Raw genomic sequence first — 20,839 nt, forward strand, 5'->3', positions numbered from 1 at the left:
AGCAGCGAGCGGTATGCGACGAACTGCAGAAACGCAGGAGTGAAATTACAAATAGCCGGAATAAAGAAGACATCGCGAGCCTTCTTACACTGCTCTGCATTGCAATGACAACGCCGGATATGCTGCTACCAGACAAGTTCCGGCATACCCCAAGACCACCAATCAGCATTGTCCGCGCACAGCGTACAATAGCGACTTTCTGCCTGCTCTCTGCTCCATGACTATCCTGCTGACTACCCTGAATGCCCGCTATACCCATGCCTCACTGGGTCTGCGTTATCTGCTCGCAAATATGGGAGAGTTACAGGAACAGACAAAAATTCGTGAGTTCGTGATCGGGGCGCGCAGCACTGACGTGGTGGAAAAAATTCTTGCCTTTCGTCAACCAGGGAAAAAATTCATCGTCGGCTTCGGTGTATATATCTGGAACGTGGTTGAAACGAGCCAGATCGTTGCGATTCTGAAACGGGTGGCGCCGGATGTGGTCGTGATTCTTGGCGGGCCAGAGGTATCGCACGAAACAGGTGATCAGGAAATTATCCGTCTTGCAGACTATGTGATTACCGGCTGGGGCGATATCAGCTTTGCCCATTTGTGCCAGCAAATTTTGCGTGGCCCGCAACCTTTAATGAAAATCCATGCGGGGCTGCAGCCACCGATGAACGATATCCGTCTGCCGTATCAGCTTTACAGCGATCAGGATATCCGCCACCGCACTTTGTATGTCGAGGCCTCACGCGGTTGCCCGTTCAAATGCGAATTCTGTTTGTCGTCACTCGATAAAACCGCCTGGCCGTTTGATATTGATGTCTTTCTGGCGGAGATGGAAAGTCTGTATCAGCGCGGTGCTCGCTTATTCAAATTTGTTGACCGTACATTCAATCTGAATATCAAGACCAGCCTGAAAATCATGCAGTTTTTTCTGGATAAGCTGGCTGCCGCACCGGATGATCCGGTGTTTGCCCATTTTGAAGTGGTTCCCGATCATTTGCCCGACGCCCTGAAAGAAGGAATACAAAAATTCCCCGAAGGCACGCTGCAATTTGAAATCGGTATTCAGAGTTTTAATCCTGAAGTGCAAAGCCTGATCAGCCGTAAGCAAAACAACGACAAAGCAGCCGAAAATATACGCTGGTTGTGCGAACACTCACACGCCCATTTGCATGTCGATCTGATTGCTGGTCTCCCCGGGGAAACAATGCAAAGTTTTGCGGCGGGCTTTAACAAACTGGTCGCGCTCGGTCCGCATGAAATTCAGTTCGGTATTTTGAAACGCTTACGCGGCACGCCGGTGATACGTCACACCGAAGCGTTCCAGCTGACATTCGATCCGCAACCACCGTACACGATACTGGCGAATAAAGATGTACCCTTCGCCGACATGCAAAAACTGGTGCGCTTTGCCCGCTACTGGGACATGGTGGCTAACTCGGGACGCTTTGCAAACACCCTGCCTGTCATTCTGGCCGACGCGCCATTTGAAAATTTCCTGGCTTTCTCTGACTGGATTTACACGAGTACAGATGCCACCCACAGAATTGCCCTTGATCGTCTGGCCGGCCTGGTCAGCAAATGGTTACAGGAAGAACGTGGCATGGAAAGAGAAGCAGCGCTGGCGCTGGTATCCAGCGATTATGCTGGCGATGCCAAGCACAAACAAAGCAGCAGTAAACCCGTAGCAGAAAAAACGACGGCAAAAGCCACTCCGCAACGCCAAAGCAGACATATCGCTGCCTGAATACAGGCTCACAAACGCTGATGCTTCAGGCAGGCAACGTCTGTGGCATTGGCAACATCAGGCGAATTTTTCTAACAGCGCTGCGAGGCGCTTGCTGCCCTCAATGGCTTCCGCCGTCGTCTTCGCTTTTTCAGCCTGAGTAACAACAGAATCCGTCAGCAAAGTCACGAAAGAACGATCCAGCGCCTTGCGTGCCGCCGACATCTGTTGGGCGATACCTTCACAATCATCGGCTGTATCCGCCTTGGCAATCAGTTTCTGCACACCGCGCAACTGACCTTCGATACGCGCCAGTCTGTGCATCAGATCTTTTTTCTGTGCATCGCTTAACGCATTCCCTGGAACTATCTTTAATGGGGGAGTATCTGCCATCTTCGTTCTCCTGAGTAGTGTTTATATGAGTTATACGGGCATGATCCCCTATACTCTACCGAGTATGCTAACAGCATTCAAGCCAGACAAGGAAACTGTGTCGCCTCACGCGACACACGCAAAAATGCCGGACAGCATTCTGCACAGAAGAACCGATCAGACTCAGACAGAACCCGCAGCATCATTTTATTAGAATGATTCATTCCGCTAAGAAAGAGATACATCAAAAGAGAGACATCAGTTCTTTATGTCTGCACAAAAAATTCCGGGAATGTCCCAACTCAATTCATTGCCGTTATAACGCATAATAGCCAGGCTTAGTCATCATTCAATTTTCATGTTAAAGACGCAGAACCCCAGCTTGTTTGCCCGCTTCAGATCAAAGCAGTCGCTTCCCCGGATACTGTCAGTGATACTGATCTATTTTCTCGCTTGCAGCCTGGCAATCTCCATTACTTATCGCGATTCAAATCTCAGCCTGCTCTGGTTACCTGCCGGTGTCGCGATTGCCGTTATTTTTCGCTATGGCAAAGTGATGATTCCAGCAATTTTCATTGCGATTCTGCTCACGGAGTTATGGTGGAAATTATCCATTTATCAAGCAATCTTACTTGCCATCGGTTCCACGACCGGGCCTGCGGCGACCTGCTGGATGCTTCATAAAAAAAATTTCGACCTGCACTTTGCGGCGCGCCGCGATGTACTGTGGTTTACGCTGTCTTCGCTGGCCGGCGCGATGATTTCTGCGACATTTGGCACACTGGCTTTAAGCATTCTGTCCGGAAAACCCTTCACCGTTAGCACCTGGTACATCTGGGTTGCCGGTGACACCGTGGGTGCATTACTGGCCAGCCCGGTATTACTTGCAATATCGCGACACTCTTTACGTGCAGTTGAGCATAAAAAAGAAATTTTGATGTTTCTGATTCTGCTCGTAGCCGCGAACTGGTTCGTTTTTTTATCGCCGTATAACTATCTGCGTCTCAGTTTCGTGATTGTCGCCATGATGATCTGGGCCGCGATGCGATTCAGCCTGCTGACGGTCAGCAGCATCACCCTGGCCTTGGCCATATTCTCGACCTGGGCCGCATCGAATAATCTCGGCAGGTTTTCCAGTTTCGAGGCATCCGGTCTGGTTGTGGTCTGGGCGTATGTGACCACGATTGCCTTGATTGCTCTGATGATCAACGCCATGCGATCAGAAAACGTAATCGCCAGTAAAAAAATAAACGAAACCTATCAGCGGCTCAATAAAGTGACGTCCCGCCTGCCCGGCCTGGCAATACAATACCGGGTACGTTCTGACAAAACCACGAGTATCCCTTACGCCAGTATCGGCATCTTGCATATGTTAGAAGTCAGTCATCAAGACGTCAAAGATAACGCGCAACAGCTCATAGACAGAATCGATCCTCGTGATGTCGAGACAGCCAGACAACAACTCGCACAGGCAACCCGAGAACTGTCGCCATGGCAAACGGAATTTCGCTTTTATCGCCTTGACGGCAGTGTGCGCTGGTTGTTTGTCGATGGACTGCCTGAGCGCGAAGCCGATGGCGCTATGCTCTGGCATTGTTTTCTCAGCGATATTACAGACCGCAAACAAGCGGAAAGAGATTTGCATATCGCTGCCTGCACCTTCGAATCACAAGAAGGTATTTTCATCACCGATGCCAATTGGAAAATTCTGAAAGTTAATCAGGCATTCACCCGGATCACAGGATTCACCGCAGAAGATATGCTGGGAAAACGCCCCCCTGTTTACAGAAGCGATGAGCAGGACAGCGCTTTTTTTCAAAGAATTTTTGACTCATTGAAAGAGAAACATTTCTGGAACGGAGAACTGTGGAGCCTCCGCCGCAATGGCGAAGCGTTCCCGCAAATGCTGACACTGACAGCCATCATGGAAGGCCAGGAAATCAGCAACTATGTTGCCTCATTCACCGACATCAGTCTTTCCAAAAGTTATGAAGCAGATATCCGCAAACTCGCATTTTACGATTCGCTGACGCAGTTACCGAATCGCCGCTTGCTGATGGATCGCCTGGAACATCTGATTTCTGTTCGTCAGCGCAACAGCAGTCACAGCGCCATCTTTTTCATCGATCTGGATAACTTCAAAAATCTGAACGACACCCGTGGGCACGACGCGGGTGATTTGTTATTGATAGAAACAGCAAAGCGTTTAAGCAGTTGCATACGCGAAAGCGACACCGTTGGCCGACTAGGTGGCGATGAGTTTGTTGTCATACTTGAAGAACTCAGTGCAGACAGAAAAGAAGCGATTATTCAGGCAGATAAAATTTCAGAAAAAGTCCGCCAGATTCTGAGTGAACCATACCAGATTGCCGATTTTGAACATCATGGTTCCAGCAGCATAGGCGTATGCTTATTTCAGGGTGACGAAATCACGGTCAAAGACTTGTTCAAGCGGGCTGATACCGCCATGTATGAAGCCAAGACTGCCGGGCGAAATACCGTTCGCTTTTTCGATCCGGCAATGCAGGCGATATTACTGGTGCGCATGCTGCTGGAATCGAATCTGCGACTGGCATTATCACAGAACCAGTTCCAGCTTTACTATCAGGTGCAAGTGAATGCTGACGGTAAATTTCTGGGCGCTGAAGCACTGATACGCTGGTGGTATCCGGATCGCGGCTTCATCTCGCCGGCTGAATTTATTCCGCTGGCAGAAGAAACCGGGTTGATCATTCCTATCGGTCAGTGGGTTTTAGAAACCGCTTGTGCGCAATTGAAGCAATGGGAAAAATCAGCCGCCACTTCAAACCTGAGCCTGGCAGTGAATGTCAGTGCCAAACAATTTCAACTCACGTCGTTTGTCGAAACACTGAGTGAGATCGTCGCACGGCATCAGATTAATCCAGCGCTGCTTAAAATTGAGCTGACCGAAAGTGCCATTCTCGACAACATCGATGCCACCACAGAAAAAATGCGCGAGTTGAAAAAACTCGGTATCGCTTTTTCTATGGATGATTTCGGTACCGGGTATTCTTCATTAGCCTATCTGCAGCGACTGCCGCTGAATCAGCTGAAAATCGATCAGTCATTTGTACGAGATCTGAGCCACGATGAAAATGATGCGACCATCGTTCGCGCCATCATCGCACTGGGTATCAATCTCGGTCTGAACGTTATTGCGGAAGGTGTGGAAACCAGCGCCCAGCGTGCATTTCTGATTAAACACAGCTGCACGGCATTTCAGGGCTATCTGTTTTCCAAACCTTTGCCGATGGAAGAATTTATGTGCTTGTTAGAACAGGAACATTCAGTCCACACCCAGCAAGCGCAGATCGGCTTTGCCGGATAACAGCGGCGGGCACCAGAAATAACTGCCGGTTTGCGGCTGCGTGAATTGAAACAACGCATCGGTTATACCATCTTCAGCACCCGACATGCGACGCAACTGTGCTTCAAACGCCGCATAAGAAGTCGCGAAAGCGACGAAATACAAACCGCCGCGCGCGCCATCTGCCCACGGCATAGAACGGCGCATCACGAAGGCTTCCGGCTCGAAATTTTCCTGCGCGGTGCGTTTCACATGGGCCGATTCCGGCGCCTCGTCCAATTCTTCATTGTCGTCTTTACGCCGCCCTATCATATTGTCCTGTTCCGCTTGCGGCATTGCCTGCAAACGTTCAAAACGGTGTTCCCATTGCTGTATCGCGACGTAGCTGCCGCCATCAGCTGCAATCGCAACCGCCAGCACCTCATCGCCTTGCGGATTTTCTGTTCCGTCTTCGTAACCGCTGAGATCGCGGCCACCGGCATATTTGAACGCCTCGGTTTTTTGCTGCAAAACAAACGCGCCAGCCAGTGCCTGTTGCAAGCGGATTTGCTGATGCAACAACTCGCCACGTTCATCTTCACGCAACCAACACCACAACGCCGCCGGTGTGACAGGCAAGCGGACTTTGCTGCCTGCTATGCCTGTGAATTCGCGTAAGCCAGGCACGCTGACCTGTAAAAATCCGGCCAGCGACGCACCGATGCCGATCACCACACGCTGCCCGTCAGCCAGCGCCTGTAATTGTTGTAAAGCCTGACGTACCGCAGTTTGACTGGCGTTTTCCTGTAAATCAAAACTCAGATACACCGCGTGCAATGGTAAATCCTGCACGATTGCTGCCTGATGCTGCGACATAATTTTCTCCGTATTTCTGTGAACGCTGATGAATGACGACAGCATAGCGTAAGCATCTTTTTTTAGCAGTACAAAAGTCTTGTGAACATCGTCATTTGGTGAGTACAATGAAAAAGGAAGTTCGCGCTTCCACGTCGCTCGGACGGTTCCGGGCGCTACGTTAACCACACACAAACTGATCATGACAAACACACTTACTCCGCCGGGCCGGGGTTCAACGGGTGAAAATACACCTGCATCCACGCCTGCTTCCTCGCCAAAATTTTCGTTCTCCCGCATCAATCGTCTGCCGCCTTACGTGTTTAATATCACGGCCGAACTCAAGATGGCCGCCCGTCGCCGTGGCGAAGACATCATCGATATGTCCATGGGCAATCCGGATGGCACGACACCAAAACACATCGTCGATAAACTCGTCGAAGTCGCGCAACGGCCTGATACGCATGGGTATTCCGCGTCCAAAGGCATACCGCGCCTGCGTCGTGCGATTGCGCGCTGGTATAAAGACCGTTACGCGGTTGATCTGAATCCCGATTCCGAAGCCATCGTCACCATAGGTTCAAAAGAAGGTCTGGCGCATCTGATGCTGGCGACGCTGGACAAAGGCGACACCGTACTGGTACCGAATCCGAGTTACCCGATACACATTTACGGCGCGGTGATTGCGGGTGCCGATATCCGTTCGATACGCATGAGTCCGGACGTGGATTTTTTCAGCGAACTGGAACGCGCGATACGCGAAACTTATCCGAAACCGAAGATGATGATTTTCGGTTTCCCATCAAATCCGACCGCGCAATGTGTCGAGCTGGAATTTTTCGAACGTGTGGTGAAACTCGCCAGAGAACACAATATTCTGATCGTGCATGATCTGGCGTATGCCGATATCGTGTATGACGGCTGGAAAGCGCCATCCATCATGCAGGTGCCGGGCGCGCGTGACGTGGCGGTGGAATTTTTCACGCTGTCGAAAAGTTATAACATGGCAGGCTGGCGCATCGGTTTCATGGTCGGCAACAAAGAATTAGTCGCCGCACTGGCACGCATCAAGAGCTATCACGATTACGGCAGTTTCACGCCGGTGCAGGTGGCGGCAATCGCCGCGCTGGAAGGCGATCAGACCTGTGTGCACGAGATTCGCGATCAGTATCAGAACCGCCGCGATGTGCTGGTCAAAGGCTTGCACGACATCGGCTGGATGGTCGATAAGCCGAAAGCGTCGATGTATATCTGGGCGCATATTCCTGAACATTACCGCCATCTCGGCTCACTCGAATTTGCCAAGCAAGTGCTGGAAAAAGCCAAACTCTGCGTCTCGCCCGGCATCGGTTTCGGTGAATACGGTGACGACTACGTGCGCTTTGCGCTGATCGAAAACGAGTCGCGCATCCGTCAGGCTTTGCGTGGTCTCAAGCACATGTTCAAAGAAGATGGTCTGATCGGCTAAACTATGTCTGATAAAAAGTAAGGGCAGATTGCCCTTACTTTTTTGCGGCAAGACCAACGTCATCACAAACACCAGCGATATTTTTATCTTCACCCGATCAGCGCCAGACAACTGTTGTGCGCGGTCCCACTTGTAAAAACATCATGAGCCAATACTGGAGCAAGCTTGTACACACCCTGACACCGTATGTGCCGGGCGAACAACCCAAGCTGCAAAATCTGATCAAACTCAACACCAACGAAAACCCGTATCCACCGTCGCCGAAAGTGCTGGCGGCGATCACGCAAGCCACCTCTGGCGATCTTCGCCTGTATCCTGATCCGGGCTCAGACCGTCTGCGCGAAGTGATTGCTGATTATTACGGGGTCACACCGCAACACGTGTTTGTTGGCAACAGTTCAGATGAAGTGCTGGCGCATACGTTTCAGGCATTGCTGAAACACGATAGCGCCTTGCTGTTTCCGGATATTACTTACAGTTTTTATCCGGTCTATTGCGGCCTGTACGACATCGCGTACAAAACCATTCCGCTGAATGCGCAATTTCAGATTGATATCGAGGATTATGCACAGGCAGATGGCGGCGCGATTATTTTCCCCAATCCGAATGCACCAACCGGCTGTGCGCTCGGTCTGGCAAAAATCACTGAGTTGCTGAAGAATAATCCGCGCTCCGTCGTGGTGGTAGATGAAGCCTATATTGATTTCGGCGGTACTTCGGCGATCAGCCTGGTAGCGCAGTTTCCAAATCTGCTGGTGGTGCAAACCTTGTCAAAATCGCGCTCGCTGGCGGGCTTGCGGGTAGGGCTGGCGGTCGGTCATCCTGATCTGATCGAAGCGCTGAACCGCGTCAAAAACAGTTTCAATTCTTACCCGCTGGATAGACTTGCGGTTGCCGGTGCGATCGCGGCATTTGAAGATCAGGACTATTTCAAACTGACCTGTGATGCCGTCATCAACACGCGGCAAAAGCTCACGGCACGTTTGCAGGAATTGGGATTTGAAGTCTTGCCATCAGCGGCGAATTTTGTGTTTGCGCGTCACCCTGAACATGATGCGGCGACACTGGCACAAGACCTGCGCGCGCGGCATATTATCGTGCGCCATTTCCGGTTGCCGCGGATAGAACAATTCTTGCGAATTTCCATCGGCACCGATGCCGAATCGCAATTGCTGACCGAAGCGCTGGAAGCATTGCTGGCCTAATCATTCGCTACTGCAGCGAACCGTCAACAGACTACTATCCATACAAAAACGGCGTGATTTCCTTACTCAGAAATCACGCCGTTTTTTTAATGCGATGAAAAATACGATGTTCGCTGCTGCAATTTTTAATCCGGCCAGAGCGACATCACCAGTTCTTCAATGTTATTCGGATTACTGATTTTTTTTCTCGCTGCCGGCCAGTCGGCAGGCTCAGGAACGGCTTTTCTGGTGAAGACCGGGGTATCGATCGCCATCTTCATCGCAAATACGAAGATGCCGGTTTTCACTTCCGGTGGCGGCAGTTTCTGCACGATATCGTAAATCTGATTATCAAAATATTCGTGCACCGTCGGCGTCATATCCAGCCATGAATACGTTGCCCCATCGGAGCGGATCGCGATCACGACATAACCTGTACTGGGTGCGACTTTCGTCTTTTTAAATGCCTTGTAAATCTGCGATTGCAACGCCCGCGTGTACCGGCCGAGGCTATCGACATTGATGCCTTTTTGTTGCATCACACTTTCAGACTGAAAGAAATAAAACGAGTCAAAACGCACATCCGCCGCCGATGCCAGCGCGGAAATCGTCAGCAGTGCCACTGCCAGCAGCCATCTCATGATGTCATCCTCATTTATTCACAAATACGCCCGCCGTGCGGTTTTTCTGCACGTCGTTCCACGGAAAGACTTTGCCGTTCATCGCCACATACACGCCCGGCGACAGTAATTGCGCAGCGGCACAGGCAAAACCCAGATTAAACAAAGCATCGGAATTTGCAATTTCATACGGGATCATCGCGCCGGTAAACACGATGGTTTTCCCAAGATTTGCCGCGCCCAGCACCTCAGCTGTTTCGCGCATGGTGTCGGTGCCGTGAATAATCACAATCGCTTTTTCGGCCGACGCCTGGCAAGCCGCTAATATCGTCTGACGGTGGCTGTCATCCATATCCAGCGAATCCATCAGCATGCAGATATCCAGCTCGACCGGCACCGTCAGCCGCGCGCGGCGTATCACTTCCGGCAAATGGCTGTCGGCAAAACTCAGCTTGCCCGCGATTTCATCATAATGTTTATCAAAAGTGCCGCCGGTGGCGAGGATACGCAAGCTCATAGTGTGCCGGAAAAATGAAGTCTCAGAGGCTGTCATTGTAACGCGCCAGGCGGTGTGCTGAAAGCTGCTACACTTGCGCCTCATCATCGCTGAGCTGTTTTTTCTGTCCCACGCACCATCATGAAAACGATCGCCCCAGGCACTGTTATTTTTCACCGTCATCGCGGCTACGGCGTGCTGACCGCGGTGAATCTGCTGACCGGCTGGGTCGCCGCCCGTTTTGGCGATGAAAAGCGCACCCTTGATCTGAACTTATCCACCGACGACGTCCAGCATGCCGACGGCAGCCCGATCCTGTTTCGGCGCGACCCGCCGGAACGCATGCCGCAGGCGCGCCTGATGGCGATGGTGCGCGAGTTGCACGCCGCCGGTTATCAAAAACTGTATCTGTATATCTGGCCGAAAGCCTCCGGCCTGCACTGGCGCTGGCAGTTATTCACTGGCACGCGCAACTGGATGCAACGTCCGTGCCGCGAAGGCTGGTATGGTTCCGGCGCTGACTATATTTTTAATCCGGTGATGGGCTGGGGCGACGCGCCCGGTGCCAGCAGCGCCGAACTGAGTCAGGCACTGGCCCAGTTCGACCCCGCCGGGTTGGCGCAGGCATTGGGCCGCGACGAAGATCACAGTGCCTGGTTTGCCGACGTCTGCGATGCGCTGCTGCCCGATTACGCCTACAGCCTCGGTGCCGACACCGCCGACAACCCGCTGCCGCTGTATCTGCCCGTCATTGGCGTGCGCCAGCGCCAGCCCGCGCTGGAACGGCAATTACCGTATCCGCCCGGTTGGGAACGCACCTGGAGCCCCGACAGCATCGCCCGCCGCCACCAGCAACGCGCCGTCGTGCGCCACGATGTAATACCGTCCGGCTGGAGCCTGCCCATCGATATTTAAACAGTGTCGGAAGATATACTCCCCCCTGTTTTTAGCAAAACACCCCAAATCTCAGCATGAACATTGGGCTGTAAAATATACTGGGGGGAGTATTTTTCAGTGCTTTTAGCCACTTCACCAGTGCATCAGGCCAGCACGGAAAAAACCGCAGCCACCACCACTGCCAATAACGCCAAATTCAGCAGCATCCCCGCCAGAGGACGACCTCTGCGGTTCCGATTTTTTGCAGGGACGACCCTGCCACCGCACAAGGAACACTATATGAACTGGCTTATCCTCATCACCGCAGGCTTGTTTGAAATCGTCTGGGCGATCGGCCTCAAATATACCGAAGGTTTTTCCCGCTTCTGGCCCAGCGCGTTGACACTGGCCGCGATGGCAGTGAGCGTGGGCTTACTCGGCAGCGCCATGAAAGGCCTGCCAGTCGGCACGGCCTACGCGATCTGGGTCGGCGTCGGCGCCGTCGGCACCGCGATTTTTGGCATCATTTTGTTCGGCGAACCCGCCAACCCGGCCCGCCTGCTCAGCCTCGCCCTGATCGTCTGCGGCATCATCGGCCTGAAACTCGCCACGCCTGCCTGAATCACAATGTGTGGTCGCCGCCCGAGTTCTCGACTTCTGCATCCACAGCCTCGAACAGCGACTCTAGCAGCGAATCGGAGATTGGAAATGTGTCCTGTGCAAGCTTCTGCTGTTGAAGCTTCCAGGCCTTCTTTCGATCTCGGTCACTTGCGTCCATCAGCTTTCGCTCCTTGCCACCGAACGCCTAAGTTCAGCAGCGTTTGAGGCGACGCATACTCTTACGACAGCAAACGTGCGAGGCAGATCAAACCTCCGCTGCAACGATTTGTTGGGCGGCAGCTTCACTCCCGCTCAAGGCGGCTAACTTTCGAATACAAGCTTTCCGCCAACTCGACAGAATTGGCACCGTGGTGCAACTCTCTATGACAATTTGGGCAAACAGCAACAGCATTCGAAATTTTATCAGAACCACCAGATGCTAGCCGCTTTACATGATGCACTTCCAAGTAAGGCAGGCCATTAGGCTTTGTGAACGGCGCCGACTGCACACAACACTCACAAATTCCCCTGGCGTCCCTGAGCACATAGGCGACTACTGCTGCATCTCGGACAAACTGCTCGGTTGAACTCATTTGGCTAGCTGGAGCAGCTTGGCCCAAAGGCTTACCCAACTTAGTTTCGAGAAACAATTTCGAGGCTTCGTGTTCTAACGATTCTGGAGAATCACAGAGAACAGGCTCGACGTCTGCAGTAGGAAGCTCGGCAAATTTGACACCCTCTGGAAGGGCCTTTTCCAAGTGTGACTCAGCAAGCTCATCTAGCCGATCGACTTGGACTCGGACCCAACCCAACGTAGGGCCTAAAAGCGGAGACCCTGTTTCGTTGCCGTGCCGCCAGCGTGCTCTATATTGTTTTTCCTCTTTCCTTCCAGAATTGACGACGAAGACTTTGTGCTCGTTCTCAACGAAAGATTGCTGAACATCGCGCAAGGCATCGAAATACCCGCCTGTCGATGGAGCGGCTTTGTAGCCGTATCGATAAGTTCCCTCGAGGCCATTGATAGGAAGAAAAGCTCGAGCAGGGCCGCCATTTTTGCCTTTTGCAACCGGTATCCAGATGGAAGCATCTCCATCCTTGAAAATTGAAATCATCTACTAACAACTCCTAATTAGGGATCTGGCATGCACAGGTGTTTCACTGCCGCCCAACTTGTTTTAAAGTGCAAAAACCAACATTAACACAATGATATATATATAACAATTGAGTTTCAATCGCCTCAAAAGCCGCATGAATACGACTTCTACATTGTTATACCGCACATATAAATTCAGCATAACAACAGGAACCTGCCTGCACCACGTCTGAGTTTGTTGCAGTCTCAAATATGCCTGTGCATAACATCTGATTAACGCACAGGCGCATCCGGCAAAAGGCAGCACGTCAAACTATAAAACACGGGGAAAACTGCCCGCATTCTGCATACTCCCCCCCTGTTTTTAAAGAAATACCCTTAATCCCTGCATCAACATTGGGCTTGTAAACATACCCCTGGGAGTATATTTTTCAGGTTTTGAGTGCCTGGGATGCGGCAAATTGGATCGCCAGGGGCAGATAAACCATGCCGGGCTCGTCTTGCTGCGCCGCGCCAGGACCGTGGCTGTGCCTGTGTCAGGCAGGTGGCAGTGCCTGCAGCATCGCCACGCGGTTGCCTTCGGTGTCGAGGAAGGAGACATAGGTGCCGATGCCCGGGATGTTCATGGGTTCACCGAGTATGCTGCCGCCTGCGCTGGTCACTTTGGCGATGGCGGCTTGCAGGTTATCGACCGCGATGACCACCGATGGCTGCTGCGCCGGGTTATCCGGTGTTTTCTCAAAAAAGCCGCCGTTGATGGTGCCTGGCTGAGTAGGTCGTCCATCGGCGGTTTCGCAGGTGTTGGCAACGACGTAATTGTTCATCGCGGGGCCGAGTGCCTGTGTCTGCCAGCCAAAGGCGGCGCTGTAAAAATCCGCCACGCGGGTCGCGTCTTGATACGGCATTTCAAAGTGGATGACGGGATTCATCTTTCGCTCCTTCGCTCAAAAGGCGTTTGTGATCGTGACGTTTTTACCGCGTTGTATTTGGCATGAAGCCTGAGCAGTAAATTCAGCGGATGGCAAAAAAAGCTATCTGGTGATCCGCTGGAATGATCGCTCAGGTTTGTTTCAGAACGGGTTGCGGCTGTTAATCAGGCAGCCGGACAACCAGTTCCATTTCCACCTGCAGATCCGGTGCCGCCAGCGCCGCCACACCGATGCCGGTCACACAGGGTTGTGCGCCTTCAAAGGTGGCCAGAAACGGTGGCATCAGTTCTTCCATGCGTTCAGGCGTCAGGTTGACCAGATAAACACGTGCCAGCACCACATCGTGCGGCGTGGCGGCGACGGCGTCCAGTGCGGCTTTGGCATTCAGCGCGACGAGCTGCATTTGCTCGGCCAGCCCGGCTGGCACCGGCTGACCATCTGCCCGCCACGCGACCTGGCCGGAGATATACGCCATGCGTCCCGGCGTAACGATGGATATTTGTGAGTAGCCCATATCGCCAGCGTTTGGCAAGGTGGGTGGGTTCAGGCGGACGATGGATTGCGTCATGGTTGCTCCGGTGGGTAAATTGCAGAGGGTGTCGGGCGCATCGCTGCGCCCCGGTGTGTGGCGTACGTTCAGTGGGTAACCGGGCGCGCGCATGGTGCTGCCATTACTTCATTTGCGCCAATGCGCCGTGCAGATCAGCGTTGCCCCAGTGCTCGGCATACTGGCCATTCTTGATGCGGACGATGTCGGTCACGTTAATGCGGATGCGGCGCCCGGTCGCCGGAACGCCGAGAAACATGCCCTGGTGCGTGCCGGAAATCGTCTTGCGGGTGACGACTTTGTCGCCTTCGGCGATCTGATCGTGTAACTCGACCGTCAGATCGGGCAGGGCTGGCCGCAGGACGTTAGTAAAAAACGCAGCGAAACCATCGCGCCCATTGGGCGTGCTTGGTGGCGCAGTGTGGTTGATGAAATCAGCAGCCACCAGTTCATTGAAGGTCTGCATATTGCCTTGTTCAATGACTTCACGATTGAAGCGTGCGACGATTTGTTTGTTTTCAGAAAGAGTATTCATAGCAATATCGACATTAGTCAGCTCGAACCTTGATTGAATTTGACAAAAATGAAGCTTAACTCTGGGTGTAAAAAAGACATTTTCCCCCATTGCCTTGTAAGCGACATGGAAGCTTGCTGCAAACAATTATACTGTATTTATATACAGCGCAATTGTATGAACAAAAATCATCATCACACCACAGGCGAACAGCCCGAATTCTGCATACTCCCCCTAGTTTTTAAGAAAACGCCCTTAATCTCAGCATAGACATTGGGCTTGTATACATACCCCGGGGAGTATATTTTTGGCGTTTTGAGGCTGTGGGAGGCTGTGGATTGGATACTCGATACCGAGTAGATAACGCTGGTATCAGGTTAATGCGATCGACGCTGGGGGAATATTCGGATTATGAATTCAGCGTTGAAGTGACCGGAGCTCTGCGTCCTAATCATCGCGCAGCGTCAGATTGACTGTTGAGTTGGGCATGCAACGGAACTTCGATACCCATGTGGTCGATAGCTTCCTGAATTCGCCGCCCAACAGAAATCATTGTTTTAGCACCCTACGTTTGAATTTAAAATCAGAGACGATCCAATGGAATGATAGGCGGGCATCATATATTCATTTCCTCGGGGTAGCGTCGACACCGATGATTTCATACGAGTCTTCTTTTTGATACGGCTGGCGAGATTCAGGAATGTGCTTGCGCAGTTCTTCGATAAGAACCGGAGCGAAATATGCCCCCGCGCCAAGGACAATCCAGAGTGGTACTCCGATTGCAGTGCCCAGCGCAGCTATACCCGCACCTTGTGTACCAAAGAAGGTAAGACCAAGACCGGCACCGACGATACCAAACCGACTTTTTGTTCCGCGCTCGTCCCACCCTAGGCGTTTTATTTCCTGCCCGAGAATCTTGACAACTGGCCAAATAACCTTGCTGTGAGACGTGACATGCAGAGCTTGCTTTGCCTTCTGTACGTTGGAAACCCCGCTATTTCGGATATGAACTAGTTGAAGCATCCACAGCAGCAACGCCTCGCGCTCCTGCTCAGAGGCAGAAACAGCGACTCGAACTGCAACAGCATGTTGCTCTGTCTCTTTGCTCACACTATCCTCCCTTTGTGACGCCAAACGTTATTTAATTTGACAAAATTAAAGCTTAACTCGGGATGTCAAAAAAACTATTTTCTTCGAATTCCATGATGGTGCTGAGCCTTAATATTCCAACTTAGAAAACCCTTCAATACAGAACGCCTGAGATTGTCTCACTCACTTTGCGCCTGTTGATAATGCCAGATTTACGCATAGGCGTGTCTGAGATGTGATCATCGTGTAGGAGGAATCGAATTTGGATTCTACACCGCGTTAATTACGCACACAGGATATGCCGCGAAGTGACAAGTGTTCTTCTGTATTTCTTTTTAATAATGAGTCAGTGGTCTTGTCTACCACAACCACATGCTCCACAACGACAAACTATCCAGCCGCAAGATACACACTCAACGTCTATAGCATTGTCCAGATGACTCTTGCAATTCCAACAATGAGTAATTCTATTAACACGTTTTTTTGATACCGCGATCCCTAAATATTTATAACCATGAGCAATTAGGAACTCTCTGTGACGTTCAATGGTCCTTTCTCGCTCTATGCGAAGCCGCTCTAACTTAGAATATTCAATCGACATTAACTCAGCGTCATTAGCCACCTTCCATGAGAAGTACTTCTCCAAAGCTTGTTCACGTTGCAAACCATCGACCGTACGCACTTTATCTCGAATTTTCGCCGGATCAAACTCTCGAACGAGATTTCTTTTGACTGAGTAGACGTTAATAGTTTTTTGATCTGCAAATTGCAACTCTGGATCAAAAACGATGAGGACTCCTGTACTCGGAATGACTCCAACCCAGATCCCTTTCTCGTTCTTTGACATTTATGATCCTAGCGCCATTTAATTTGACAAAACTGAAGCTTAACTCGGAGTGTCAAAAAAGACAATTTTTATAACTACCTTGAAAGCCGCATACAGCCTTGTTGTATTTGCTGATTGTGCATATCTCCGACCTTATCCACACCCACCTTCACTCCCGCAATAAATTGGTCGGCGTTCCGGCCGCGAAATTCAGGATGTTTTGAAATGCGGCGGCGAAATAGAGTTCGTAGCTGTCTTGTTCGACGTAGCCGATGTGCGGTGTGACGAGGACGTTTTCACGGCGTAGCAGCGGGTGATTTTGCGGTACGGGTTCGGTTTCAAAGACGTCGATGGCGGCGAAGCCGGGGCGGCCGGCATCAAGCGCGTGGACGAGGGCGTCCGGTGCCAGCAGTTCGGCGCGGCTGGTGTTGACGAACAGGGCATCCGGTTTCATGCGGGCCAGGTCGTCTGGCTGGACGATGCCGCGCGTGGCGTCATTCAGGCGCAGGTGCAGGGTGACAATATCGCTGTCGGTAAAAAATGCCTCGCGCGAAGCAGCGGCCTGATAGCCATCCTGCAGCGCTTGTGCGCGGCTGGTTTCACTGCCCCAGACCGTGACGTGCATACCAAACGCGGCAGCGTAACTGGCGATGCGTTTGCCGATTTTGCCGTAACCCCAGATGCCGAGGCGGCGTTGTTTTAACACGCGCCCCAGTCGGTTGCGCTCCGGCTGGACGGAAGATGCCTGCCAGGTTCCCTGTTGCAGTAAAGACGAGTAATTAGTCAGGCGGCGCGAGGCGGCCATGATCAGCGCCCAGGTCAGCTCGGCGGGGGCGGTGGCGTCGCCGACGCCTTCGGCAATGGCGATGCCTTTTTCTCTGGCGGCGGCGAGGTCGATGTGTCCGGCGACTTTGCCGGTTTGCGAGATGAGTTTTAAATTCGGCAGGCGTTGCAGCAGGGCGCGGTTAAAGCGGGTGCGTTCACGGATCAGGACGAGGGCGTCAAACGGGGCAAGGCGTATTGCCAGCTGGCCGACGCCAACCGCGCTGCTGTTGAACACTTTGACGTCATGGTCTTTGAGCATGGCAAAACAGGCGCAATGCCGGACAACATCCTGGTAATCATCGAGGATGGCAATCTTCATGATTTTTTTTCCTTATGCAGCGAAACCGTTGAAACAGTTTCACTTTCAAAAACAGTATTACTGTGATAATAAATCTGATGTGAACTGCACCCAAATGGGCGCGTCCGTGTAGAATATCCGGTTACGTAGCTTTTTGATTCTTCCGTCCGCCTACCGCGCCGACGCAAGCTGGAGTCGGGATCATCCTCCTGATTGCCTATTATCCGACAGAACCGCCGCCATCGTGTTCGCCTTGCTGGAGCTGGGATCGTTTTCCAACCGTGCTCGCATCGCCTGACTTTCTAACGACGACACTGCCGCGCTGCTACCCCGGTTTTTTTATTGCAATCTTATTGGAGTCAGTATGAGTCAAACAACCGCCAACGACATCGCGGCAACCGGCGCAAAAATTAATGCGCCCGCTTATGTCAAACATCCTAAGCTGATCAGCTGGATCGCTGATATCGCTGCGCTGACGAAGCCAGACAATATCGTCTGGTGCGACGGCACACAGGAAGAATATGACCGCCTGTGCGCACAAATGGTCGCTTCCGGCACTATGAAAAAACTGAACGAAGCCAAACGCCCGAACAGTTATCTGGCATGTTCTGATCCTACCGATGTGGCGCGCGTGGAAGACCGCACGTATATCTGTTCTGAGAAAAAAGAAGATGCGGGCCCGACCAATAACTGGATGGCGCCGGCAGAAATGCGCGCGACGCTGAACCCGCTGTTCGACGGTTGCATGAAAGGCCGCACGATGTATGTGGTGCCTTTCTCTATGGGCCCGCTGGGTTCACCGATTGCGCATATCGGCGTTGAATTGTCTGATTCGCCTTATGTGGCTGTGAACATGCGCATCATGACGCGCATGGGCAAAGCGGTGTATGACGTGCTGGGTACGGATGGTGATTTCGTTCCTTGCGTGCATACCGTTGGTAAGCCGCTAGCTGCGGGTGAAAAAGATGTGGCATGGCCATGCAACGCAACCAAATACATCGTGCATTACCCTGAAACCCGCGAAATCTGGTCGTTTGGTTCCGGTTACGGCGGCAATGCGCTGCTGGGTAAAAAATGCTTCGCGCTGCGCATCGCTTCGACCATGGGTCGCGATCAGGGCTGGCTGGCAGAACACATGCTGATTCTGGGTGTGGAATCACCGGAAGGTAAAAAACATTATGTGGCAGCGGCGTTCCCTTCGGCTTGCGGTAAAACGAATTTTGCAATGCTGATTCCGGCAATCAAGGGCTGGAAAGTGACGACGATCGGCGACGATATTGCGTGGATCAAACCAGGTAAAGACGGGCGCTTGTATGCGATCAACCCGGAAGCCGGTTATTTCGGCGTGGCACCGGGCACGAACACAGCCACCAATTCAAATTGCATGGCATCGCTGACAGCCAACACGATTTTCACGAACGTCGCGCTGACCGATGATGGCGATGTCTGGTGGGAAGGCATGACGAAAGAAGCGCCAGCGCATCTGATTGACTGGCAAGGTAAAGACTGGACACCGGAAATCGCTAAGGAAACCGGCCGTAAAGCAGCACATCCGAATGCGCGCTTCACTGTCGCCGCAACACAAAACCCTGTGATTGACGCTGCATGGGATGACCCAGCCGGTGTGCCGATTTCTGCATTTATCTTTGGTGGCCGTCGCTCAACGACAGTACCGCTGGTAACGGAAGCACGTAACTGGATCGAAGGCGTTTATATGGCTGCGACCATGGGCTCGGAAACCACTGCGGCAGCGGCTGGTCAGCAAGGTGTGGTGCGTCGTGATCCGTTCGCGATGCTGCCATTCATGGGTTACAACATGAGTGACTATTTCCAGCACTGGCTGAATATGGGTAAGAAGATCAACGAGATCGGCGCGACCCTGCCATCGATTTACTGCGTAAACTGGTTCCGTACTGATGCGAACGGTAAATTTGTCTGGCCTGGCTTCGGCGACAATATGCGCGTACTGAAATGGATGCTGGAACGTATCGAAGGCAAAGCCAATGGCGTGGAACACGTCTTTGGTGTGACACCGGCCTTTGATGATCTGAGCTGGGACGGTCTGGAATTCACCGAAGAACAATTCCAGACGATCACATCGATCGATGTGGAAGCCTGGGAAGAAGAACTGGTATTGCATACCGAGTTGTTTGAAAAACTGGCTTACCGTCTGCCGGCAGAGCTGGAAGCAACCCGCGTTGCTTTGAAAAACCGCCTGAGTATGTAAATTTCAGCGCAACAAGTTCTGCTGTTTAAAAAGCGCGACGTGGTCGCGCTTTTTTTATGCCACCATTTTTGCGCTGTTGAGACACTGCCGGCGTGTGATCAGGGCTTACCGTCAGGCGCAGCAACAATGCTGGCGCTGCTGTTCATGCCGATGAATGCAAAAAAAAAAGCCGCTGATGCACAGCGGCTTTTTTGTTCAGATCAGCTTTAATCAGCAATCTTTGCATTAATGGGTGATTTTCGGTACCCGGGGAGGTCTGAGAGTCAGTCCATTCTGCGCAGTCACTTCATCAGACACCTGCTGTACTGCTGCAATACCGATGCCCTGTGTACGATGTTGAAGCACGACAGGTTTGCTCAGGCTGCGTGAAATTTTTTGCACCACAGGCAAGGCCATGTACGCCAGCGGAAACGCGATAGGCCAGGTCGTCAGCCATGCTTCCATCCACGATGCGAAGAAGTCACTCGTCATTCCGACCCACAATAAACGCAAAATGGCAGTGACGAACAAGGTCAGCAAACCTGTCATCAGCAGACTAGGCAGCATTGATGCCAGACTTCTGGAACCAACGACTTCACGTGGTGTTGTGCGCTGGTAAGCTGTGGTATAAGCAGACATGGTTAACTCGCTGTACACTGGGCTATGTTGCATTGCAAAATTTTGCGCTTACCGCTTAAGCGCGGGAAGCAAGAGCGCGCAGTTCAGCGGCCATATTCGGCGATGTGCTGTCGAGCTCGTTAGCGATACGGCGCACCGCCAGCATGCTGCGCAAATTGCGTAAAGCAGATTTTTCTTCACGTGTTTTGTTTGGGAATATCGTCAGTTTCAATGCACGTAACATGCCTGTAATCAATGGCTTAAAGACCAATAACATTGTGGTCAGGATACTCAGGCCGATCAAAGGACGGGCGGCAGCAACTAAAGCGCTGATGGCAACTTCAGCGACAGGCAGTGCGCTGGTGGCAGGGAAAGCAATATTGAGGAAATTCATGATCA

General features: G+C 52.1%; 21 protein-coding genes. 7 read left to right on the forward strand and 14 right to left on the reverse strand.

Features of this window, described 5'->3' with window-relative positions; translation table 11 throughout:
• Positions 1–217: 217 nt before the first annotated feature.
• Positions 218–1,738, forward strand: coding sequence for a DUF4080 domain-containing protein (locus tag ACOTSW_RS15000; protein ID WP_423679880.1), 1,521 nt, complete (start codon positions 218–220; stop codon positions 1,736–1,738).
• Positions 1,739–1,795: 57 nt separating this feature from the next.
• Here the strand turns inward: ACOTSW_RS15000 and ACOTSW_RS15005 are convergent, their stop codons facing one another.
• Positions 1,796–2,110, reverse strand: a complete 315-nt coding sequence (locus tag ACOTSW_RS15005; RefSeq protein ID WP_186895925.1) for a metal-sensitive transcriptional regulator — start codon at positions 2,108–2,110, stop codon at positions 1,796–1,798.
• Positions 2,111–2,519: 409 nt separating this feature from the next.
• Here ACOTSW_RS15005 and ACOTSW_RS15010 point away from each other — a divergent pair, with 409 nt between their 5' ends.
• Complete coding sequence (locus tag ACOTSW_RS15010; protein ID WP_423679881.1) at positions 2,520–5,438, forward strand: bifunctional diguanylate cyclase/phosphodiesterase; 2,919 nt, start codon at positions 2,520–2,522, stop codon at positions 5,436–5,438.
• Here the strand turns inward: ACOTSW_RS15010 and ACOTSW_RS15015 are convergent.
• The gene (locus tag ACOTSW_RS15015) at positions 5,397–6,272 is read right to left on the reverse strand and encodes a Dyp-type peroxidase (RefSeq protein WP_423679882.1); all 876 of its coding nucleotides are present in this window, start codon (positions 6,270–6,272) and stop codon (positions 5,397–5,399) included. The two genes, ACOTSW_RS15010 and ACOTSW_RS15015, sit on opposite strands and share 42 nt — an antisense overlap.
• 181 nt (positions 6,273–6,453) lie before the next feature.
• On the opposite strand from ACOTSW_RS15015, the gene alaC reads away from it, so the two are divergent.
• Both alaC and hisC read left to right on the forward strand, forming a co-directional pair.
• Positions 6,454–7,719, forward strand: coding sequence for an alanine transaminase (alaC, locus tag ACOTSW_RS15020; protein WP_423679884.1), 1,266 nt, complete (start codon positions 6,454–6,456; stop codon positions 7,717–7,719).
• 143 nt (positions 7,720–7,862) lie between these two features.
• A complete protein-coding gene (gene hisC / locus ACOTSW_RS15025; protein ID WP_423679885.1) occupies positions 7,863–8,924 on the forward strand; it encodes a histidinol-phosphate transaminase in 1,062 nt (353 codons plus the stop codon).
• A 125-nt stretch (positions 8,925–9,049) separates the two neighbouring features.
• Here hisC and ACOTSW_RS15030 read toward each other — a convergent pair whose 3' ends face one another.
• Positions 9,050–9,544, reverse strand: a complete 495-nt coding sequence (locus ACOTSW_RS15030; RefSeq protein WP_423679886.1) for a hypothetical protein — start codon at positions 9,542–9,544, stop codon at positions 9,050–9,052.
• A gap of 10 nt (positions 9,545–9,554) precedes the next feature.
• On the reverse strand, positions 9,555–10,040 hold the full coding sequence (locus tag ACOTSW_RS15035; protein ID WP_423679887.1) for an asparaginase domain-containing protein: 486 nt from the start codon (positions 10,038–10,040) through the stop codon (positions 9,555–9,557).
• A 120-nt stretch (positions 10,041–10,160) separates the two neighbouring features.
• Here ACOTSW_RS15035 and ACOTSW_RS15040 point away from each other — a divergent pair, with 120 nt between their 5' ends.
• Positions 10,161–10,934, forward strand: a complete 774-nt coding sequence (locus tag ACOTSW_RS15040; protein WP_423679888.1) for an L-asparaginase — start codon at positions 10,161–10,163, stop codon at positions 10,932–10,934.
• A 261-nt stretch (positions 10,935–11,195) separates the two neighbouring features.
• Entirely contained in the window at positions 11,196–11,516 is a 321-nt protein-coding gene (gene sugE / locus ACOTSW_RS15045; RefSeq protein ID WP_423679889.1) for a quaternary ammonium compound efflux SMR transporter SugE, read from the forward strand.
• Between the two features lies 1 nt (position 11,517).
• Here the strand turns inward: sugE and ACOTSW_RS15050 are convergent, their stop codons facing one another.
• The 8 genes from ACOTSW_RS15050 to ACOTSW_RS15085 all read right to left on the reverse strand — a co-directional run bounded on the left by ACOTSW_RS15050 (position 11,518) and on the right by ACOTSW_RS15085 (position 17,637).
• The gene (locus ACOTSW_RS15050) at positions 11,518–11,673 is read right to left on the reverse strand and encodes a hypothetical protein (RefSeq protein WP_423679890.1); all 156 of its coding nucleotides are present in this window, start codon (positions 11,671–11,673) and stop codon (positions 11,518–11,520) included.
• Between the two features lie 124 nt (positions 11,674–11,797).
• Positions 11,798–12,607: an HNH endonuclease gene (locus ACOTSW_RS15055; RefSeq protein ID WP_423679892.1), complete on the reverse strand. Its 810-nt coding sequence runs from the start codon at positions 12,605–12,607 to the stop codon at positions 11,798–11,800.
• 517 nt (positions 12,608–13,124) lie between these two features.
• On the reverse strand, positions 13,125–13,517 hold the full coding sequence (locus ACOTSW_RS15060; protein ID WP_423679893.1) for a VOC family protein: 393 nt from the start codon (positions 13,515–13,517) through the stop codon (positions 13,125–13,127).
• Between the two features lie 160 nt (positions 13,518–13,677).
• Complete coding sequence (locus ACOTSW_RS15065) at positions 13,678–14,178, reverse strand: RidA family protein (protein WP_423679894.1); 501 nt, start codon at positions 14,176–14,178, stop codon at positions 13,678–13,680.
• Positions 14,179–14,188: 10 nt separating this feature from the next.
• Positions 14,189–14,599, reverse strand: a complete 411-nt coding sequence (locus ACOTSW_RS15070; protein ID WP_423679895.1) for an ester cyclase — start codon at positions 14,597–14,599, stop codon at positions 14,189–14,191.
• Positions 14,600–15,202: 603 nt separating this feature from the next.
• Positions 15,203–15,688, reverse strand: a complete 486-nt coding sequence (locus ACOTSW_RS15075) for a hypothetical protein (protein ID WP_423679896.1) — start codon at positions 15,686–15,688, stop codon at positions 15,203–15,205.
• A 325-nt stretch (positions 15,689–16,013) separates the two neighbouring features.
• Positions 16,014–16,514: a hypothetical protein gene (locus tag ACOTSW_RS15080; RefSeq protein ID WP_423679897.1), complete on the reverse strand. Its 501-nt coding sequence runs from the start codon at positions 16,512–16,514 to the stop codon at positions 16,014–16,016.
• A gap of 148 nt (positions 16,515–16,662) precedes the next feature.
• Positions 16,663–17,637 (reverse strand): D-2-hydroxyacid dehydrogenase family protein, encoded by a 975-nt coding sequence (locus ACOTSW_RS15085; RefSeq protein ID WP_423679898.1) that lies wholly within the window; start codon positions 17,635–17,637, stop codon positions 16,663–16,665.
• 343 nt (positions 17,638–17,980) lie between these two features.
• On the opposite strand from ACOTSW_RS15085, the gene ACOTSW_RS15090 reads away from it, so the two are divergent.
• Positions 17,981–19,843 carry a phosphoenolpyruvate carboxykinase (GTP) gene (locus ACOTSW_RS15090; protein WP_423679899.1) on the forward strand — a complete coding sequence of 621 codons (1,863 nt, stop codon included), beginning with the start codon at positions 17,981–17,983 and terminating at the stop codon, positions 19,841–19,843.
• Between the two features lie 225 nt (positions 19,844–20,068).
• Here the strand turns inward: ACOTSW_RS15090 and ACOTSW_RS15095 are convergent, their stop codons facing one another.
• Together ACOTSW_RS15095 and ACOTSW_RS15100 are read right to left on the reverse strand one after the other, a co-directional pair.
• Positions 20,069–20,461: a DUF2798 domain-containing protein gene (locus ACOTSW_RS15095; protein WP_423679900.1), complete on the reverse strand. Its 393-nt coding sequence runs from the start codon at positions 20,459–20,461 to the stop codon at positions 20,069–20,071.
• Between the two features lie 55 nt (positions 20,462–20,516).
• Positions 20,517–20,834, reverse strand: coding sequence for a hypothetical protein (locus tag ACOTSW_RS15100; RefSeq protein WP_423679901.1), 318 nt, complete (start codon positions 20,832–20,834; stop codon positions 20,517–20,519).
• Between the last annotated feature and the right edge of the window lie 5 nt (positions 20,835–20,839).

Origin of the sequence: Undibacterium sp. WLHG33 (genome assembly GCF_049544815.1) — a bacterium.
In the GTDB taxonomy this organism is placed as follows: Bacteria; Pseudomonadota; Gammaproteobacteria; order Burkholderiales; family Burkholderiaceae_D; genus Undibacterium.

Bases quoted from the DNA above. Each gene is read 5' to 3' on its own strand.
- ACOTSW_RS15000 (WP_423679880.1), top strand. From the start codon at position 218: ATGACTATCCTGCTGACTACCCTGAATGCCCGCTATACCCATGCCTCA.
- ACOTSW_RS15005 (WP_186895925.1), bottom strand. From the start codon at position 2,110: ATGGCAGATACTCCCCCATTAAAGATAGTTCCAGGGAATGCGTTAAGC.
- ACOTSW_RS15015 (WP_423679882.1), bottom strand. From the start codon at position 6,272: ATGTCGCAGCATCAGGCAGCAATCGTGCAGGATTTACCATTGCACGCG.
- alaC (WP_423679884.1), top strand. From the start codon at position 6,454: ATGACAAACACACTTACTCCGCCGGGCCGGGGTTCAACGGGTGAAAAT.
- hisC (WP_423679885.1), top strand. From the start codon at position 7,863: ATGAGCCAATACTGGAGCAAGCTTGTACACACCCTGACACCGTATGTG.
- ACOTSW_RS15030 (WP_423679886.1), bottom strand. From the start codon at position 9,544: ATGAGATGGCTGCTGGCAGTGGCACTGCTGACGATTTCCGCGCTGGCA.
- ACOTSW_RS15035 (WP_423679887.1), bottom strand. From the start codon at position 10,040: ATGAGCTTGCGTATCCTCGCCACCGGCGGCACTTTTGATAAACATTAT.
- ACOTSW_RS15040 (WP_423679888.1), top strand. From the start codon at position 10,161: ATGAAAACGATCGCCCCAGGCACTGTTATTTTTCACCGTCATCGCGGC.
- sugE (WP_423679889.1), top strand. From the start codon at position 11,196: ATGAACTGGCTTATCCTCATCACCGCAGGCTTGTTTGAAATCGTCTGG.
- ACOTSW_RS15050 (WP_423679890.1), bottom strand. From the start codon at position 11,673: ATGGACGCAAGTGACCGAGATCGAAAGAAGGCCTGGAAGCTTCAACAG.
- ACOTSW_RS15055 (WP_423679892.1), bottom strand. From the start codon at position 12,607: ATGATTTCAATTTTCAAGGATGGAGATGCTTCCATCTGGATACCGGTT.
- ACOTSW_RS15060 (WP_423679893.1), bottom strand. From the start codon at position 13,517: ATGAATCCCGTCATCCACTTTGAAATGCCGTATCAAGACGCGACCCGC.
- ACOTSW_RS15065 (WP_423679894.1), bottom strand. From the start codon at position 14,178: ATGCGCGCGCCCGGTTACCCACTGAACGTACGCCACACACCGGGGCGC.
- ACOTSW_RS15070 (WP_423679895.1), bottom strand. From the start codon at position 14,599: ATGAATACTCTTTCTGAAAACAAACAAATCGTCGCACGCTTCAATCGT.
- ACOTSW_RS15080 (WP_423679897.1), bottom strand. From the start codon at position 16,514: ATGTCAAAGAACGAGAAAGGGATCTGGGTTGGAGTCATTCCGAGTACA.
- ACOTSW_RS15085 (WP_423679898.1), bottom strand. From the start codon at position 17,637: ATGAAGATTGCCATCCTCGATGATTACCAGGATGTTGTCCGGCATTGC.
- ACOTSW_RS15090 (WP_423679899.1), top strand. From the start codon at position 17,981: ATGAGTCAAACAACCGCCAACGACATCGCGGCAACCGGCGCAAAAATT.
- ACOTSW_RS15095 (WP_423679900.1), bottom strand. From the start codon at position 20,461: ATGTCTGCTTATACCACAGCTTACCAGCGCACAACACCACGTGAAGTC.
- ACOTSW_RS15100 (WP_423679901.1), bottom strand. From the start codon at position 20,834: ATGAATTTCCTCAATATTGCTTTCCCTGCCACCAGCGCACTGCCTGTC.